Source organism: Desulfosporosinus sp. Sb-LF (assembly GCF_004766055.1).
In the GTDB taxonomy this organism is placed as follows: Bacteria; Bacillota; Desulfitobacteriia; order Desulfitobacteriales; family Desulfitobacteriaceae; genus Desulfosporosinus.
This window is the reverse complement of sequence record NZ_SPQR01000006.1, coordinates 147,476-165,707: the sequence shown is the minus strand read 5'-3', so window position 1 is coordinate 165,707 and position 18,232 is coordinate 147,476. Positions and strand designations below refer to the sequence as shown.

The 18,232-nt window shown below is 44.5% G+C and carries 22 protein-coding genes and 1 riboswitch; of the genes, 1 reads left to right on the top strand and 21 read right to left on the bottom strand.

Annotated features, from left to right (window positions below):
- Positions 1-7: 7 nt before the first annotated feature.
- Complete coding sequence (selD, locus tag E4K68_RS10755) at positions 8-1,075, bottom strand: selenide, water dikinase SelD (RefSeq protein ID WP_199241751.1); 1,068 nt, start codon at positions 1,073-1,075, stop codon at positions 8-10.
- Positions 1,076-1,227: 152 nt separating this feature from the next.
- Between selD and E4K68_RS20365 the strand changes: the two genes are divergently transcribed.
- Entirely contained in the window at positions 1,228-1,368 is a 141-nt protein-coding gene (locus E4K68_RS20365) for a hypothetical protein (protein WP_158291410.1), read from the top strand.
- Here E4K68_RS20365 and selA read toward each other — a convergent pair.
- From selA to E4K68_RS10655, 20 genes are all read right to left on the bottom strand, one after another.
- The gene (gene selA, locus E4K68_RS10750; RefSeq protein WP_135378927.1) at positions 1,365-2,792 is read right to left on the bottom strand and encodes an L-seryl-tRNA(Sec) selenium transferase; all 1,428 of its coding nucleotides are present in this window, start codon (positions 2,790-2,792) and stop codon (positions 1,365-1,367) included. The two genes, E4K68_RS20365 and selA, sit on opposite strands and share 4 nt — an antisense overlap.
- A 157-nt stretch (positions 2,793-2,949) precedes the next feature.
- A complete protein-coding gene (locus tag E4K68_RS20360) occupies positions 2,950-3,150 on the bottom strand; it encodes a hypothetical protein (protein ID WP_158291409.1) in 201 nt (66 codons plus the stop codon).
- Positions 3,151-3,274: 124 nt separating this feature from the next.
- Positions 3,275-3,883, bottom strand: a complete 609-nt coding sequence (locus E4K68_RS10740; protein WP_135378925.1) for an adaptor protein MecA — start codon at positions 3,881-3,883, stop codon at positions 3,275-3,277.
- A 106-nt stretch (positions 3,884-3,989) separates the two neighbouring features.
- Complete coding sequence (locus E4K68_RS10735; protein WP_135378924.1) at positions 3,990-5,093, bottom strand: DUF362 domain-containing protein; 1,104 nt, start codon at positions 5,091-5,093, stop codon at positions 3,990-3,992.
- A gap of 127 nt (positions 5,094-5,220) precedes the next feature.
- Positions 5,221-5,667, bottom strand: coding sequence for a hypothetical protein (locus E4K68_RS10730; RefSeq protein WP_135378923.1), 447 nt, complete (start codon positions 5,665-5,667; stop codon positions 5,221-5,223).
- A 407-nt stretch (positions 5,668-6,074) separates the two neighbouring features.
- Complete coding sequence (locus E4K68_RS10725) at positions 6,075-7,367, bottom strand: hypothetical protein (RefSeq protein WP_135378922.1); 1,293 nt, start codon at positions 7,365-7,367, stop codon at positions 6,075-6,077.
- A gap of 126 nt (positions 7,368-7,493) precedes the next feature.
- A riboswitch (cyclic di-GMP riboswitch) is annotated at positions 7,494-7,574 on the bottom strand.
- 174 nt (positions 7,575-7,748) lie between these two features.
- Positions 7,749-9,062 carry a hypothetical protein gene (locus E4K68_RS10720; RefSeq protein ID WP_135378921.1) on the bottom strand — a complete coding sequence of 438 codons (1,314 nt, stop codon included), beginning with the start codon at positions 9,060-9,062 and terminating at the stop codon, positions 7,749-7,751.
- Positions 9,063-9,088: 26 nt separating this feature from the next.
- Positions 9,089-9,748, bottom strand: coding sequence for a lytic transglycosylase domain-containing protein (locus E4K68_RS10715; RefSeq protein WP_135378920.1), 660 nt, complete (start codon positions 9,746-9,748; stop codon positions 9,089-9,091).
- A 60-nt stretch (positions 9,749-9,808) separates the two neighbouring features.
- Positions 9,809-10,252, bottom strand: coding sequence for a chemotaxis protein CheW (locus tag E4K68_RS10710; RefSeq protein WP_135378919.1), 444 nt, complete (start codon positions 10,250-10,252; stop codon positions 9,809-9,811).
- Positions 10,253-10,269: 17 nt separating this feature from the next.
- Complete coding sequence (locus E4K68_RS10705) at positions 10,270-11,013, bottom strand: flagellar hook-basal body protein (RefSeq protein WP_135378918.1); 744 nt, start codon at positions 11,011-11,013, stop codon at positions 10,270-10,272.
- A 73-nt stretch (positions 11,014-11,086) separates the two neighbouring features.
- A complete protein-coding gene (flgB, locus tag E4K68_RS10700) occupies positions 11,087-11,485 on the bottom strand; it encodes a flagellar basal body rod protein FlgB (protein WP_135378917.1) in 399 nt (132 codons plus the stop codon).
- A gap of 5 nt (positions 11,486-11,490) precedes the next feature.
- Positions 11,491-12,270 carry a flagellar hook-basal body protein gene (locus E4K68_RS10695; RefSeq protein WP_135378916.1) on the bottom strand — a complete coding sequence of 260 codons (780 nt, stop codon included), beginning with the start codon at positions 12,268-12,270 and terminating at the stop codon, positions 11,491-11,493.
- Positions 12,271-12,310: 40 nt separating this feature from the next.
- The gene (locus tag E4K68_RS10690) at positions 12,311-13,135 is read right to left on the bottom strand and encodes a flagellar hook-basal body complex protein (RefSeq protein ID WP_135378915.1); all 825 of its coding nucleotides are present in this window, start codon (positions 13,133-13,135) and stop codon (positions 12,311-12,313) included.
- A 55-nt stretch (positions 13,136-13,190) separates the two neighbouring features.
- On the bottom strand, positions 13,191-13,685 hold the full coding sequence (locus E4K68_RS10685) for a flagellar hook capping FlgD N-terminal domain-containing protein (protein WP_135378914.1): 495 nt from the start codon (positions 13,683-13,685) through the stop codon (positions 13,191-13,193).
- 8 nt (positions 13,686-13,693) lie between these two features.
- Entirely contained in the window at positions 13,694-15,211 is a 1,518-nt protein-coding gene (locus tag E4K68_RS10680) for a flagellar hook-length control protein FliK (protein WP_135378913.1), read from the bottom strand.
- Positions 15,212-15,286: 75 nt separating this feature from the next.
- Positions 15,287-16,039, bottom strand: coding sequence for a FliA/WhiG family RNA polymerase sigma factor (locus tag E4K68_RS10675; protein ID WP_135378912.1), 753 nt, complete (start codon positions 16,037-16,039; stop codon positions 15,287-15,289).
- Between the two features lie 55 nt (positions 16,040-16,094).
- Positions 16,095-16,505, bottom strand: coding sequence for a hypothetical protein (locus E4K68_RS10670; RefSeq protein ID WP_135379088.1), 411 nt, complete (start codon positions 16,503-16,505; stop codon positions 16,095-16,097).
- Positions 16,505-16,987, bottom strand: coding sequence for a chemotaxis protein CheD (locus E4K68_RS10665; RefSeq protein WP_135378911.1), 483 nt, complete (start codon positions 16,985-16,987; stop codon positions 16,505-16,507). Before E4K68_RS10665 ends, E4K68_RS10670 begins: the two co-directional genes overlap by 1 nt.
- A complete protein-coding gene (locus tag E4K68_RS10660; RefSeq protein WP_135378910.1) occupies positions 16,984-17,580 on the bottom strand; it encodes a chemotaxis protein CheC in 597 nt (198 codons plus the stop codon). Before E4K68_RS10660 ends, E4K68_RS10665 begins: the two co-directional genes overlap by 4 nt.
- A 1-nt stretch (position 17,581) precedes the next feature.
- The gene (locus E4K68_RS10655; protein ID WP_135378909.1) at positions 17,582-18,226 is read right to left on the bottom strand and encodes a flagellar brake domain-containing protein; all 645 of its coding nucleotides are present in this window, start codon (positions 18,224-18,226) and stop codon (positions 17,582-17,584) included.
- Positions 18,227-18,232: the final 6 nt, after the last annotated feature.

Sequence of the window (18,232 nt, the reverse complement as noted above, 5' to 3'; positions counted from 1 at the left end):
TATTTTATCATGCACGACTAGAAACTGCAATTTCTCCAGGCTCGCCACTATGGACTCTTCCAATAACAGCAGCTGCAGGTGTCTTGTGCGCAGTCAACTGTTCAATCAGCAAATCAGCCCGTTCTTCAGGTACTGCAAGCAGTAATCCGCCTGAAGTGATCGCATCAAAAAGCACAATCCGAAGCTCTTCTGACACGTCCCCTGCAAACTTCACCTTATCTTCAAGATGACGTCGGTTCGCTTGAGTCCCACCTGGAATAGCCTTTTGTTGAATACAATCCCAAACACTATCTAAAATCGGCACAGCCCCAGCATAAACCTCGGCACTACACCCGCTGGCCTGAAGCATTTCATGCAAATGCCCTAAAAGTCCAAAACCCGTCACATCCGTGACAGAATGAACCCCCACTGAAATAGCGGCTTCGGCCGCGCCCTTATTCAGGGTAGCCATCACTCGAATCACTTCTGCTTCTGCCTCCGAAGAGACAATCCCTCGTTTGATCCCAGTCGTGATAATTCCTACCCCGAGCGGTTTAGTAAGAACTAAAACATCCCCAGGCTCAGCTTTAGCATTGGACAAAACATGGTCTGGGTGCACAATTCCAGTGACGGACAGCCCATATTTCGGCTCCGGATCATCAATAGAATGCCCACCGACAAGAACCGCACCGGCCTCTCGAATCTTCTCACTTCCACCTTGAAGAATCTTAGCCAAAATTTCCATATCTAACTTTCCAACCGGAAAAGAAACCAAATTCATAGCCGTAAGCGGTTTACCACCCATTGCGTAAATATCACTTAAAGCATTAGCCGCGGCAATTTGCCCAAACGCGAAGGGATCATCCACGACCGGAGTAAAGAAATCAACACTTTGAACGATGGCCTGTTCATCATTTAAACGGTAAACTCCAGCATCATCCGAAGTTTCCATACCCACTAAAAGGTTAGCATCCACTTGGTTCGGTGGTAAGTAGCGCAAAACTTGCGCCAGGTCCGCAGGACCTATCTTACATCCTCAACCCGCTTTGGTCGATAACTGAGTCAACCGAACCTTTTCTGGCATTTTATTTTGCATCATCATATTGAGATCCATCTCACACACCACCTAACGTTTTTAATATTACTCTTTAATTAACTCGAGATATTACTCTTTAATTATAATCTAATTTAATTATACGTCAACTTAGCAAGCAGCCGTGCGCCTTCCACCAAAGCGCCTTTGCGTCAATGAGCGCAAACGCCAAGCCTGAAGAAAGGCAACGGGACTTGTCCAAGGATGGCATAGCAAACGGCCAGAATAGCCAAGGGGTTTTGCGTTTTAGCCGCGGCGTCAAGCGAATAGCAATGGAGCGTGTGCGAACGTGCTAAGACACTGACTCCCCTCTCCAATCCACTAACCGCCGAACAATCTCCTCCATATCTCCACTTAACAAAGTTCGTACATCAACGAGTACCCAATCCTTGCGAATCCGAGACAAAATAGCCACTGGCCCTAAACGCAAAAACCGCTCTAACTCCATCACACTTCCTTGCTTGGGGCGAATTGCACATACCCAGGTTGGAAGTTCAACCGTGGGCCAAGCCCCACCACCCACCTGAGAGACGTCTTCCTTCAAGTCAACCGTGATATTAGAATTCCTAGCTAAAGCTGCTACAAGCTCCGAAGCGGCTGATTCCAACTTATCTAGAGAGAGAGAGAGCATTCGCCAGACGGGAATATCTTCAAATTCCTCATTTTTATATAAACGCAGGGTCGCTTCGAGGGCTGCCAAGGTTAGCTTATCCACCCTCAAAGCCCGGGTCAATTGATTCGCCCTCAAACGTTCGATGAAAGCACGTTTTCCTACGATTATTCCGGCCTGGGGACCACCCAGCAATTTATCTCCACTAAAAGACACGAGGGAAAGCCCTGCTCTGATAGATTGCTCAATGGTCGGTTCAAGTGGGAATCCAAAGTTTGTCCCATCAAAGAAGCTCCCGCTTCCTAAATCCTCCATCACCGGCAAGCCTCGCGCTTCTCCAAGTTCTACCAACTCAGCTCCCGAAACGGAATGGGTGAACCCTTCAACCCGGTAATTGCTCGTATGAACTTTTAAAAATAGAGCAGTCTCTGGTCCGATCGCCGATTCATAATCCCTAAGCCAGGTCTTATTGGTACTTCCGACTTCAACAAGCTTAGCCCCCCCAGCTTTCAAAACTTCAGGAATCCGAAAAGATCCACCCACTTCCACAAGTTCCCCGCGTGAAACAATCACGTCTTTGCCTTGCGCAAACGTATTCATCATTAAAAGAACGGCTGCGGCATTATTATTAACCACCATAGCAGCTTCTGCTCCGGTTAGATGACATAACAGAGCTTCAACATGGACATAGCGCACTCCCCGCTCCCCAGTCTCAATATTCAACTCTAGATTACTGTACCGTTCGGCTTGGTCTGCAACAAAACGCGCAACCGTTGGGGCGAGCAGGGCTCTTCCACAATTAGTATGTAACACAACCCCAGTGGCGTTGATGACACGCCTTAAACTAGTTTCTGAACGTGTCAACTCCTGTAAAAGCTGGGTTTTCAACCACGGCCAAAGGGAGGATTCAAATTCCTCAAATGAATCCGTAAAATTCCCTACGACATTCTCCCTTGCTTTTTGTAAAACCTGTCGAACACCCTGCGTTAAACGAGGAAACCGCCTCTCATTCGCCAAAAACGGACTGAATTCTTCTTCGTGCTCCAGCTGGGAAATTACTTCGTGAACGGCTGGAAGCGCCCTTAATCGTCTTTTTTTCTCTTGTTCCACTGATTGTCACTCCTTAAAGGGGCCACAATTATCTTCGAGCAATTTTCTATATTCGGCCCGCAAGCTTTTTAGGATTTCGACATCACAATTGGCATATGATAAATGCACAAGCAATTCAAGGAGGTATTCCATGTCCAGCATTAGCTCGACTCCCCAACTACAACAGCCAGTTCATCAAGCTATTATTATTCCCTTTAATAGGCCCTCTCGCCCAAGAGAACAGTTCCAACCTTGTATCTTTTGTGGTAAAACCATGAGGATTCACAAGTTTAAAGGAAAAACTGTTTGCATCCACTGCCTGCGCCAAATCCCAGCAATTTTTTCCTTTGGATAACAGTAAGGCTCCATTTAATCTCAATTTCATTCGCTCCTAGTGTTGAGACCAGCCTAAAAGCGAATCTTTCCTCGATGATTTAAAATGTATAGTATAAAGACAAGCTCGTCTAATTCATAGAAAAAGGGAAGCAAACGCTTCCCTTTTCTTATACCTTCTCCATTTTATCATGTGAAGACTTATTGAACGAAGCGTTCAGCGTTTGCACAGCCTTTGCCAAAATAATACCTTTTCCATGTTCAGACAGGAAAGCTCCTGTAGTGGCCACAATTTCTCCATATTCATCGAGAATTGCCTCCGCTAATAAGCGCTTCTTGCCCGATCCCATACGATTTAGGACAAGGTAGTATTCTTCTTCAAATTCATAGAGACTGGAACGCAACTGACTAAATTCAGGCAAACGTCCAGAAACAGAAATCACATCTTCAAGATCAGCAAACACATAAACTAATTCCGTCACACGACCTTTAGGTGTTTTACGAACCGCCTTCTCTTTAACCGAACCTTCGATTGTTTCTTCCTGCTTCATGATCGTGATGACAAATTCATCATTCGTTGCCACCGTTGCCTGAATCCAGAAAGGTTGATCTAGATTAAATTCTACTTCTTCTCTCGCCTGTGCAATGAGTTCCCAAAACAGCTGCTCCGTCTTCGCTGATCGTTGGAATAAATCAGCCATCGTAATATCCCTGTCAGTTAGCTCTGTCAAAGAGATAAAGATGCGGATGGTATGCTCGTTAACTTTTTGAACACGCATATCCCCACTCTCCTTTCCGCATCAAGTTCTTACCCTATCTTATTCCCATTATATCATATTACGACATGACTTTTCTGTGAAATCCAGGGAATTCAGAATATCTTCTTTACCCAATTTGTATGAGTTTATACTCCCTGCTTCCCAAGCCAATCTCTTCCCCATAGGAAAGTTGAATGGTCCAGTCAATGTCCGGAAATAGTACTCGGAATTTATCCTTTTCTTCATGGCGCTCCCCAAGCTCTGAATGAGGATTCCCGTGTGCCTGATTAATCAGATCCACTGCGGCCTGGTCAATAGCAATTGGATCCTTGGATGCTAGAATACCAATATCACCGACGATCGGCACATCATTCCAACCACAACAGTCACAAAGTGGGGAAACGTTCGTCACAAAGGTAATATACCCCGTTTTCCCCTCTTTGCCTTTAAGAACACCAACCGTATACTCGGCAATTTTCTCCTGAATTATGTCAGGTTCTGTCTTCCAATTAATCGCAATGGCACGCACTGGGCAGGTGACCGTGCACTCGCCACAACCGATGCATTTATCTGCTGAAATTCTAGCCTTACCCTCTACAACGATAGCCTTCTCTGGACACCATTTTGAACATTTGCCACAGGCTACGCAGAGCTCTTCATTGATTTGAGGTAAAAGATCAGAATGTTGCTGCTGTTTACCAGAGCGACTACCCAGTCCCATCCCTAGATTTTTGAGTGTACCTCCAAAACCGGTCGCCTCATGCCCTTTCAAATGAGTAATGGCTAGTAAGGCATCCGCTTGGACTGCGGCGCTTCCAATTTTAACTTCATCAAAATGCTTTAAATTAACTGGCACAGATACATAGTCTTTCCCATTAAGACCGTCGGCAATCACCAAAGGGGCCCCCACGACGGAATAATCGAAACCATTTTCAATTGCCGTCTCTAAATGATCCACAGCATTCGAACGAGAACCAGCGTAAAGCGTATTGGCATCTGTTAAGAAAGGAAGTCCACCTTTCTTCTTGACTTGATCCACGACTCTTCTAACATATTGCGGACGGACATAAGCTAAGTTCCCTCGTTCTCCAAAATGCAACTTGATCGCTACAAGGTCTTTGGGTGCAATTGCATCCAGCAATCCTGCCCGTATTATTAAATGCTCAAGTTTTGTTAAGAGGCTTTCACCACTTTTAGTCTTCATACTGGTAAAAAATACTTCCGAACTCAAAATAAACACTCCTCTTTCTCGATATCAAGTCATCCGATTCCCAAAACCCCTGTAATCTCCAAACTATCAGATAACCCCAATTCATAATTTGCGTTTCATACCATCTTAATATAGTAGTTTTTTCATCTTAAAGCAAACTTCCCACAAGTTCACAACGCACAACTTCTCGTCGAGTGGGGAGATACATCACTTTTACTTGATCTTCAATCTTAAGCTTGTCATAGACATTTTTGTCAACATAGAGTTGTTTTTGTTCTGTCCCGCTACGAACCACTAAAGCAAAAGCTTTGAAGCCTGAATCATAGGCTTTTTCCAGAACCGAACCCTGGATAAAACTTGGTTGAGCTAACCAATCTGGTTGAGAAAAGAATAACAGTTTTGTATAGATTCCTAAAACCCCAACCCATATAAAGGCCTTCCCAGCTAATAGGAGAAAACCCCAAGCATCGCGGGCATAACGCCAAGTCCCCACCGATTTCCAAACCAGTCGAGAAACGACAACACCCCATATCAAAAAGAGTACGACTAAATTTGGCCAGGTCGTACTCCAAAGATAACTATAGTACTCTACCATTTTTTACCTCTTTTTACTACTCTGGCTTAACGAATTGTTCTTTGCTACACTACTACACTACAGTTCGGACAAACATTAGGGCGAAAACGGCCTTCAGAGTTGCACCAAATTGGGAACATTTCCAAATTGGCGGATGATTTTGTCCTCCTTAATTAGAGTCATTATTAAGTATAGTTAATAATAACAGCATTTATAAAGATTCGCAATACTCATATTAGTTATCAAAAGAGTCTATAAGATCAAAGATTATTATTAAAAACTCTAATAATCCATGTTGTAACCAATAGGTTTTTTCCTCAAAAATGCTAAAATACTTTCGCCACTTTCTGGGAGAAGACCCCACGAAGTGGCGAATCTCGCTGTGCAACTTAAATGTCAGAGAGGGGTTGATTTTGAAATTATTTATATCACAATGAAGGTGCTGTGATGTTGCCAGCTGTCAGTGTGATCTCTGAGAAGGCGACTATTTTACCGGTTCCATCCACTTCATAAACATTTACATACTTATTTGTTGTTGCATCTACTCCGGTTAGGTCACTACCCGCTGTATACGCCTTTCCACTAGCTGTGGCTCCTAGGGCCGGCAGTGGCGTTACTTTGCTAACCACTTGTACTTTGAATGTATCTCCAGAGTTATTTGCAACTAACGTCAATTTTGTACTTCCTGCCGAAGCTCCGATATCCGCTACTGGTAAGGTAGTCAAAACAGGTGCTGCAATGTTATTGGCTGTTAGTTTAAATTCCTTGAAGGCTACGATATTACTGGTTCCATCCACTTCGTAAACGTCTATATACTTATCTACATCTACGCCGGTTATGTCATTGCCAGATGTATATATCGTGGTTCCAGTTGGAAGAGTTCCTCCAGTAACCGGCAGGGTACTAATTGCTGCAGTATTTATTAGGTATTGGAATGTATCCCCCTTTTTCAGAGGTGTTAGGGTCAATTTTGTAGTCACTGCTGCACTTCCAGGAGTTGCTGTTGCGGTTTTCACTACAGGTGCTGTAATGTTGCCGGCTGTCAGTGTGATCTCTGAGAAGGCGACTATTTTACCGGTTCCATCCACTTCATAAACATTTACATACTTATTTGTTGTTGCATCTACTCCGGTTAGGTCACTACCCGCTGTATACGCCTTTCCACTAGCTGTGGCTCCTAGGGCCGGCAGTGGCGTTACTTTGCTAACCACTTGTACTTTGAATGTATCTCCAGAGTTATTTGCAACTAACGTCAATTTTGTACTTCCTGCCGAAGCTCCGATATCCGCTACTGGTAAGGTAGTCAAAACAGGTGCTGCAATGTTATTGGCTGTTAGTTTAAATTCCTTGAAGGCTACGATATTACTGGTTCCATCCACTTCGTAAACGTCTATATACTTATCTACATCTACGCCGGTTATGTCATTGCCAGATGTATATATCGTGGTTCCAGTTGGAAGAGTTCCTCCAGTAACCGGCAGGGTACTAATTGCTGCAGTATTTATTAGGTATTGGAATGTATCCCCCTTTTTCAGAGGTGTTAGGGTCAATTTTGTAGTCACTGCTGCACTTCCAGGAGTTGCTGTTGCGGTATTTGCATCAGCCCTTTTAGAGTCAATTACTAGACTCGATATGAGCGATGTAACTAATATACCAACAACTAGACCCCAATTTAAACACGGTTTTATAAGAACTCGAAGCTTAGCATACAGTACAGTCATGTTTTCTTACCTCCTATTTTAGTAATTAAATCTCTCTGCTTCTCTACTGGTTCCTCTATTGAATTATAATGTGTAAATAATAAATCCCTTCTACGTTACCGAAGAGGGGATTCTACACTCTTGTTGTTCGGTAGCCCGGCGATCTTAGATTACCTTAGACCCGTGGCTTTGCGTCCCTATCTTTCGATAGGTTTGCTTTTTTCGGATAGGGTTATATTTGTTTGATTAACATATTATCTATATCGTAAGGTTCTCTTAGAAACTTTACACTTCCTAACAGAAGTTTCTTTAAACTTAGAACAGTGACAGTTACGTTTGATGTTGTCATTAATTATGTTAAATTAGCAAATTTGAATAGCAACAACCTCATTGCCCCTATAATTATATAGCAGACTCCATATCCAGTGAATAAACGTTTTCAGCAGAATCAATAACCTTAATCTGTAATTTTTTCCCTATTAGAGCACTTGGTAATTTCGCAACAAATTTTCCATTTTTATCAGGTTTAGAAGTTGTGAGTAAAAATGGAGTTGCTGGGACCGTGTCATAGATATATACTATGGCATCACTGTTAACACTTCCATCTATTTCTTTCGTTGTCGCATCAATACCATTTAATCCGCCTGACCCATCGTCCTTCACAGACTTAGACTCATCAAGCAGAAGTCCCAGTTTATTTATGGGGTCTTCTAGATTGATGGTCTCCAATGGAGTAGCCATTTGACCTGCCGTTACGGTTAATTTATAGCTGTGTTTCTTATATTGAGGTCCATTTCCATCAACCAATAATGTGTAACTACCAGTGGGCAAATAAACCTTAAATTCCCCATTTATATCCGTTGTTGTTGTCCATGTTGTAGTGGTATTCGATACTTTTACAGGTATACCCCATGTTTCTTCTGTTAGACTGGCCCTGTTAGTACTTCCTCCGATAGAACCTGATTTCCCGCCATCTACTCCAGCTTTAGATGGAATAACTAAACTTACAGTCTTTACCGTTACAGTTGGTGTTGCTGTTGTTCCAGTCGTTGGAATTTTAATAGCGGGCACTTTAATAGTGGGTATTTTTATAGATCGAGTATTCATCACACCATTATCAACGCTGAACAAATTCAGAGAATAATCGCCATCAGCATAAATAATAAAAGTATACTTCCCTGTTAACAAATCGCTTGAAAACGGACCAATGCGGTCGCCACTTGGCCCTTGAAGGGATAGTTTTCCTGCAAGATCAGGTGTAACAGAGGGTTTGACATCGTAAGTAACTGTGACTACAAGATTTACGCTAGAGGTAAAGGCGGAAGGTACTATCACTGAGAATGGAACAATAATCGTCTCACTAAGTTGCCCACTAACCTCGGACATAACGCCTTCCGTAATATATAAGTTATAATCCCCCCCCGAATAGGCTTTAGACGGCGTCACAGTTACAGAGAGACCATCGGGGGATAGTTTAATCGTTGTTGCGACCTTGGTTTGTTTGCTATCAGTGACGTAAACAGTATCGCTACTCACACTCGTACTCAAGAGTGGGGCATTAAACGAAATCGTCCAAACCTTATTAACATCTGTTGTTGTAATAGCCGGCCATATCTTAAAACCCGTGGTAGAAGTAGCCGCAAACACCGACGATACGGATAGAAATAACAAAGTGATTACTAAAAGTATAGCAATCCACCAGGTTTTCTTAACCACGATTCCATCCTTCCTTGCTGTGAATTCTAAGCTTCCCAATTTTTTCGATTCAACTCTGCCATAATCTTCTGCACATAGTCCTGAGTTTCCTTATATGGTGGAACCCCCTGGTATTTATCAACTGCTCCCGGTCCGGCATTATAAGCTGCTAAAGTCATCGGAACATCTCCCTGAAAACGGTCTAGTAAGTCCTTTAAGAAATGTGTTCCCCCATCCAGGTTTTGTTTCGCGTCGTAGGCGTTCTGTACTCCATATGAAGCTGCCGTCCCTGGCATTAACTGCATTAAGCCCATAGCACCAGCCGGTGACGTTACATTAGAATTAAACCCTGATTCTGCTTTGACGACCTGCTGAATCAGGGTCGGATCAACCCCGTATTTTTGGGCCATCGAATAAATAACATTTTCAAGAGAACCAACGTTTTCACCCTTAGCCTGGGGAACAGAGGCTAAATGATATCCCTTAACCTGGGCTGTGCTAGACAAACCTTTCAATTGACTGGTTAACCCCTGGGAAGCATTCGTCCCTCCTCCAAGGGCTGCTTGAAGTAAGGCAGCGAAAAGTTGCGAACTTGAATTGCCCATTCCTCCAGCTTCAGACGACCCAGTTTGATCATTTTGAGCCGTCTGCCAAGACGTATTCATTTGTTGAAATTGCAATAGTAGTAACATCTGAGCGGCATTCATTCGAACAAGCCTCCTTTCACTGTCCCTAAATCAGTAGCCAAAAGCGCAAGAACTCTACCTTTAAGTTAGTCGACTCAGTCCCTGAATCTCGTTGCTTTCTAGAATCTGTTCCGGAATGAGCTGAATAATAATTCGATCAGGGAGATTGACAATTCCGCCAATAAAGGGGGCGGTAACCAGCGGTGGGGGGGGAGCAATATTCTCTAAAATGCGAACCTCCCGAACTTGGTCGACAGCAAAACCTACTTGATTTCCATGAACCTCAGTGATTAAAGCAAAGGTATTCTGATTTTCCGGTGAGACAGAACTATCGCCTATCCCAAACCGCACATGTAAATCAATCAGAGGGATCGCCTTACCCCGTAGGTTAATTAGACCACGCACGTAAGCAGGAGCTTGTGGAATCGTACGCACCTCTCCTAGACAGGTAATTTCCCGAACCACTTCGATGGGCATCGCGTACTCTTCTTGACCTAAGGTGAAAATGACGACTTGAACTGCCAAATTGACCACTTCCCTTGCTAAATCTTCCCGACCTCATTGACAGCCTTTCCTAACATCTCGTCTTGGGTCTGAATCATTCTTTGATTGGCTTCGTAAGCTTTCATGACGGTTATCATTTGAACCATTTGTCCAGAAAGATCGACGTTGGAAGTTTCAATGGATCCCTGAAGAAGTTGAGCGGTAGTCGAAACTTGAACCGGTTGAGAAGCGCCATACAAAGATTGTCCTTGACGTCTTAGAGCATCTACAGGAATTTCTACAACACGTAGGACATCAACAAGCCGTCCTCCATCCATAATGGTGCCATCTGACCTAACATCAAAGTTGGAGCTCAGTGGGCCTATAGGGCCTTTTTCGCCCAGCAGCGCATATCCATCAGGAGTAGTAAGCATCCCGTTGCCGTCTTTCAGGAAATGTCCATTACGCGTATATCGCTCTCCTTCCGGAGTCTGAACAACAAAGTATCCGGGTGACGTCAACGCCAAGTCCGTTTTAAGGCCCGTCGTCTGTAAAGATCCCTGAAGATTGGACAGTGTAATACGGTCTACACCAATCCCCGTCCCCAGCCCACCAATCTGTACAGCTTCAGAAGCCTGATTTCCTCCCATGCGTTCAATCAATAATGAGGGAAAAGAAATATTACTGGCAAGTTGTTCTTTATAGCCAGGAGTCTTCGCATTCGAAACATTATCCCCGATAACTTCGCTTTGAGTTTGGGTGGCCAACATACCTGAAGCTGAAGTATATAGTCCTCGAATCACCTTGTACCCCGCCTTTATCCAATTATTCTGGGGTTTCTTGTCGAGCAATACATAAATTGCCCCTACATCTGTGTTATTTGATAACCATTCGAAGCAAACCTAATTGTGAAGAGATGGTACGGGTAAGAGAATTGTAGTAAAGTCCATTTTCAGCCACATTGGACATTTCACGATCCACATCTACGTTATTACCGTCATTACGGATCGATGTCGCATGATCCGTCACAATCCCCGACCCGCCGCCATCTGCAAAGCCCGGAATGTGCTTGGGAGACGTCTGTTTCATTGATAGAGCTACACTCTTTTCACCTAAGACAGCGCCAAGCACCGCTTGGAAGTCTACATCAGAGCGTTTAAAATTCGGAGTATCAATATTGGCAACGTTATTAGTCAAAACCTGTTGCCTCAAATTTGAAGCATTAAGCCCTTTCTGCAAAACGTTTAACACTGGCCCATCCAACCAACCAGACATTTTCCTTACCTCCTTAGGGAATTAGCGATGCCCCACATCTGATCTCCATCTTGAACCAACCTAGCATTCATTTGATAAGCTCGCTGGACCTGCATCAGATCCGTCATCGAGGTAGTCAGGTCCACATTTGATTGTTCCAAAGACTGACCTTTAATCGTTCCTAAAACCTGATCCCCTACAGTGCTACCAGGTTGTCCGATCTGTGGTACACCAGAATTAGCGGTGGGCACAAAGAGGTTGTTCCCACTTTGTTGTAAGCCCTCAGGATTTTGAAATCCTACTAGGGAGATCTGACCGAATAGCATCCCTACTCCATCGACCACTCCCTTTATTTCGCCATCCAACGTAACAGACAAATCTTTAGCATCGGATGGAACCATAATACTCGGTTGTACGACATTTCCTTGCTGATCCGTAAGTTGCCCGGACCCATCCACTTTAAACGCCCCCACACGGGTATAGGCAGTCGTTCCGTCTGGCGTCCTAACCTGAAAAAACCCCGATCCTTCAATCCCCAAATCTAAAGGGTTATCCGTAGTGGCCAAATTCCCTTGTTGAAAATTCACCCCGCTGGCGTTATAAACTACCCCTGCCCCAACTCCGAAAGCTGTCCCAGCAGCATATTTGGTATTCGCGGAACGCACCTCTGTTGTCAGAGCTTCAGCAAAATCCATCTGATTCGCTTTAAATCCAGGTGTGTTCACATTAGCCATGTTATTTCCTATAGTATCCATCGCTACTTGCTGCGCACGAATCCCCGACGCAGCAGTTCCTATCAGGCGCATAAAGTAGACCTCCGTCGTTTCAAATAAGTATAAAGCCTAATTATTGTCGCTTGAGATCAATTAATTCTTGTAAAAGAGAATCCGATACCGTAATAACCCGTGAGTTGGCCTGGAAGCCCCGCTGGGCAACAATCATATCCGTGAATTCAGTTGAAAGGTCGACATTGGACATTTCTACAGTATTTGAGACGAGTGCTGTTCCAGAAGGATAGGGAGTTGTATCAGCCCCATATACAGTTGCAGTCCCGGAATTGTTGGATTCTTGGTAAAAGTTCCCACCTCTACTAGTAAGACCAGCATCATTAGGAAACTTTGCAATTCCAATATTCCCAATGGTAGCCGGCAACGAATCAGAAATTTGGATACCCGTGATAGTCCCTTGCGAATCGATGCTATAGCTACTATATGTGTCAGGGGTAATTTTAATTGGTGCGCCAGCAGTGTCCAATAGCTGTGCCCCAGTTGCAGGATCGATTATAGTACCGTTGGAATCTAATGAAAAGGCACCCGCGCGAGAATATACTTTATCTGTCCCGTTAGTTGTTAAGACAAAGAAACCAGAACCTTGTATCATCATATCCGTGGGATTCCCTGTCGACTGAGAGCTACCCTGAGTCATAATTTGATCAATGGAGCCTAGTGAAGCCCCTAAGCCAACCTGAATCGAATTAGTGCCACCTAATGTTGGAGGTCCTGCCACCGGTGCAGATGCCCCTTTCAAAGTTTGACTAAGCATTGTGGAAAAAGTCACCCGACTTCGTTTAAACCCTGTTGTATTGACATTAGCAATGTTGTTCCCGATAACATCCATTTTGATCTGGTGATTTTTCAACCCCGAAATTGCCGAATAAAGAGAACGCATCATAGCGCATATTCCTCCTCTTAGTGTACTTATGACCAACTAAAGACACAGAATTATATTATGAAGTCACCGCTGCTGCAGCAGTCGTGGGCGCTTGTTCCTTAACCAGTGTAATCAGACTCATTTCCAAATCCACAAGAGTCCCATCTTCCTTACGAATCTGCAACTTGGGATTACCGTCGAGCCACTTCGCCGCTTCAACAGTACCTTCCAGTGGAGTCTTACCATCTGTATCTACTCCGCTTACCCATTTCCCAATCATAGCCGCCCCTTGGGTAAGCGATGACTGTTGGGAGAAATTAGTCATACTTTGGCTCAATGTATTCATGGCATTGGCAATATTAGTCATCTGTTCTAAAGAGCTGAAAGAGGCCAATTGCGCAATGGATTCTTTGTTATCCGTTGGATTCATTGGGTCCTGATTTTGCATCTGCGTAACTAATAACTTGAGAAAATCGTCTTTCCCAAGTTCATCATTAGCCTTAACTTTATTAGTAGTCGTCGAATTGGCTGCATTGTTTGTGGAACTTGTCCCACCAACTGTGTTGCTCATATTTCCTCCTATGCCTTGACATTAATTCTGTTGATCTCATCCTGCCCAAGCGAGGGGTAGGAGGTGACTGAGATTGGGTCCTCGTCCTCGTCGAGGTCGGAGTTTTGCTCGAACGCCCTTTGTGATGAATCCCCGTGAGGATTTTTCTGACGTTCTCCACCTTGTCCCATTTGTAACATACCACAGTTTACACCCTGACTCGTAAGGGCTTGTCGCAAATCTGGAAGTTGATTTTGAAGAACTTGGCCAGTCGCTGCTTCAGAAGCTTGTACCTGTAGATGGACCTGCCCATTTTCCCAGCGTAGATTGATTTGGATTTTTCCTAAATCTGCAGGATGCAGCTGAATGTCTAGTTGCTTCAAATCCTGAGATCTGTTCTTGACTTGCTCACGAAGTACGGTGGAGATCTGTTCCCATACTGGAATGACTGTTTTTCCATCTGCAACATTTGGCGCTACAATGTTACTTGCAACCCCAATGCCTAGGTTTGAATTCTGATTTTGCACGTCTTTCACTGTAGAAGATTCGGAGGGTTGCACTGGATCTCCCTGATCCACTTCGGATGATTTCAGTTGGGGGCTTATATGAATCGCTGTATCTTTGGCAACCGTTACGGCTGGCTCTAAGGCGTTTCCCATAACTTTTGGCTTGTTCATGGATGCCTCTAAATGGCCTTTGAACATAGGTTCGATCATATCGCCTTCTGCTTGAAGCGTTTCATTGACTCTCTGAGGTGCTTTTAATGCTGCCAACAGTGTGGCGATCTTCGCATTTAGCTCAGGGTTAACGATACTTTGCCCAGTGGTTAAAACGTCAAGCAACGGTTGAATACCCTTTTGATTAGTGGAAACGATCTTTGCCATATCTTGACTAAGATCCTTGGTTCCTAAGTTTTCAGAACTTGAAGGAGTCCCCTTTAGAGAAGTGTCTGTAATTTCTCCAGAGAGTGCCACTAAAAGATCTGCTATAACCTGTCTATATTTATCCAACTCCGCGATTCCGGGGTTGTCCCCTTCAGGTATAGGCGTCGTCATCCCTGACTGCGCAGAATCATCTGCTGCCTGAGAAACCAGATTCAACATAGCTAACTCAAGATTGTTGCCCGAAACAATCGGCGCATTAGTCAATGATGTATCAGCCGTTGCCAAACCCCCTGCTCCCTGGCCCACAACGTCTCCGGAATTGGCCTCCTTGCCTGCCGGAAGATCACTCTGTAGCATTGGCTGTGTAATAAATGGAAGCGCATAATTACCGTATCCTAGCAGTACATTTCCCTGTGCACTCAGGTTTTGTGGTTTTTGTGAAGAATCATCGACACACTGCATTCCTTCCAAATCCTGACCTGCTATAGAAGAGCTCTGCCCTTTTGGATTCGCGTTTAGATTCATGGAGCCACTAAGCATCGCCGCAAAGATTTCTGCAGCGTTTCCAGAGCTGTCTATAACGTCTTTTCCCCTTGGGGTTGTTGCCTTCTCTGATTTGTTTCCACCCTGCAGGGAATCCAAAAGGACGTGAATACCTGCCATCCATCGTCACCTCCAACTCAGATTTCTATTACTTATATCGGCAAAATCCCAATGAAACATTAGGACAATTATTTTCTACACTAAATCTCTTTTCTTTCGACCAAGCCTTCCTCTTAAACGCAAAATTGCCTGAGAATGAAGTTGGGAAATCCTAGATTCGGAGAGTTTTAAGACTGCTGCAATCTCTTTTAAGGTCAGTTCTTCTTGATAATAGAGTGCCATTACTAATCTTTCCTTGTCGGGTAATTTTTCTACTGCTACGGCAAGAATCCGTTTTTGTTCCTCTTTTTCGATCGCTTGATACGCTTCCTGAGCTTCTGTGTCTACAAGCAAATTAAGAGGTGAACCGCTACTATCTCCTGTAGCATCAACGCTAGTCTCATCAAACGAGGTCAGAGTCAAGATTTGAGCCTGGGCTAATACCCCTTCTATTTCCCGCACCTCTACTTTAAGTAAATCCGCGACTTCTTCCACCGTAGCCGCTCTTCCGAGTTGATATTCCAGCTCAGCAAAGCCATCTTGAACCCGCTTTACTTTCTGCCTTGCCGAATGAGGAACCCAATCCATGGTCCTAAGTCCGTCGATCATGGCCCCACGAATGCGAATTGAGGCATACGTTTCAAATTTGAACCCTCGGGCTACTTCAAACCGTTCCAAGGCATCGAGTAATCCAAAGACACCATAACCGATCATATCATCCTCGTCGACATGAGGTGGAAGAGACATGGCTAAACGACCCGCAATACGCTTTACCAAAGGTAAGTATTGTTCGATTTGTTCTTGTTTCCACGGGCTGCGCGCAGCGGATTCATAGGCTTTCGGTACCAAGTTTTACTCACCTCCGAATTCATTATTCGTAGTCGACATTCTCTATGTCTACCTCTTATTCTTTATCTTTAGTTTCGTCCCAACCCATACGGCGTACGATTTCCGCTTGTCGCTCACTGTCAGGTAACCCAGCGCTTACATCTCTGTCAACCTGTCCAGGAAATTGTGAATCTTCCCCCTGTGGTGCCTGTTGTGTATCGTCCCCAACAGAAAAATCTATAAAGCTACCGCGTCCTATGTCCGAGCTAGTTGTCTCCTTCTGAAGTTGTTGGGGAGCCGTTCTTTCAAATAAGCGTAAAATTCCGACCATTAAGAGATACATTACACCAAAGGAAACTCCAGCCCGCACTATGATGTCAAAGATTTTCACCTTATTGATAACACTGAGAAGGGTAACAAGCACCATCGTTACTAAAGAAAGACGCATGGCCCAGGTCTTAAATTGCTCGTAGTTCTGGACGACCATCAAACCACCTTTTCTCCATGATTGATTGTTCGTATGCGCAATTGCCCAGTCCCCACATCAAAGTGAATCGTACGTCCAAAACTTCCTCCGACATCGGAAACCAAGAGTGGGATTCCGTTCTTTTTCAGTTCCTGTTCCACAGCCTCTGCATTGCGATCCCCGATTTTCAGAACAGGAGGTTTTCCAGGAAATGAAAACATCTGAGCGCCACCGGCTATTTTGGCCTTGAGACGCGATTTATTAGCGCCCATCCCAGCAATTTCTCTGAGTAGTAATTCTAGCGCGGTATCCGCGTATTTCATCGGATTCCCCCCCAAACTCCCACTAGCCGTCGGGAGCATTATGTGGGCCATCCCACCCACCTTGAGAAGGGGATCATGGATGCAGATCCCGATACAAGACCCTAATCCAGCAGTGAGTAAAAGATCCGGTGCCTTTGCAGTTTTGAAGTCAGCCATACCGACCGTGATAACTACATTCATAATCCCATGGCTCCCAACAATTTTTTTAACGAACCATCGTCTGGTAAAAAGATAAATTGCCCTTCAATCTGAGGAATTCCCGTGAGTTGGGTGTCGATAAACAACACAGTTTCGTCGAGCGTGCCATCTTCGAGAAATATTGCATCTAAACTCGCGCCAATCATATCCACCGCTAATGCAGGTACGGAAGGTTGAAGGGGAATCCCCGAAAATTGACTTAGGGCTATCAGGAAAGAACTCACTAGGATATTCCCAACTTCTCTCAAGGCTGATTGTGCCATCTCATCAGCATATACATCCATCGGCTCATTTGTCCCAAACAGAGCTTGAACCATTATTTGAGCACTTTCTACAGGGAAGAAAAAAACAGCCTTTCCCGGGGCCTCTCCTTCCACTTTCACATAGATGACCGCCTGTGGCATGTCGAGTTGTCCCACAATGGCAGAGACTTGTTCGAAGGGGATTGCCCAAACTTCTGGTACAGACATATCGATTCGACGTTGTAAAAGGGTAGACAAAGCTGTGGCTGCATGTCCCGACCCAATATTTCCGATTTCACGCAAGGCATCCAGTTGGAACTGTGTAATCTCCATTCTATACCAGCCCTTTCTTACGCATCGCCCTTTGTATATCAAAGACGCAGCGAATGACCTTATCGCGCTCTCGTTCCGGGAGGTCATGGAATTCGACGGAAACAGTGTACCGTTTACTATCTTCTACTTTTTCAGCTCGGCAAACACGAACTGGAGTCTGCAAATCTCCGTTTGGCAAAGCTATTTGAACATAGAGTAACGATTTATTCTCCACTCGTTCCTCCGTTAAAAAGCGAATCCCCCCTCCACTTATGTCCAGCATTGTCCCCTTGTGAAGATCACTGAGCCCTTCCCGGGTCACTGATCGAAACGTCACTGGGTACATAGCAGGAACTCGAACAAAGCTACGGCGTTGGACCTTAGCCACCGAATCTGGCAACTCTAAAACAAGCATTGGTATAGGAACTGCAATCCGCTGCATAATCCTCCCCACAAATGAATAGGCTGCCACCTCGTCCCAAAAGGTCAGTTTCACCTTCGTCCCTTCGCGCAAAGGAACCAGCTCCCCATGTTCATATGGAGCTCCAACAGCGAGAATTTTTTCTCCCACTTCTTCAATACGCGTCCGATATGTCCCTACATATTCGCCTTCTGGCACGCTTAGCTCTACCTTTAACCCAAGTAGAAGCTTCTTTTTATATGACAATCATGC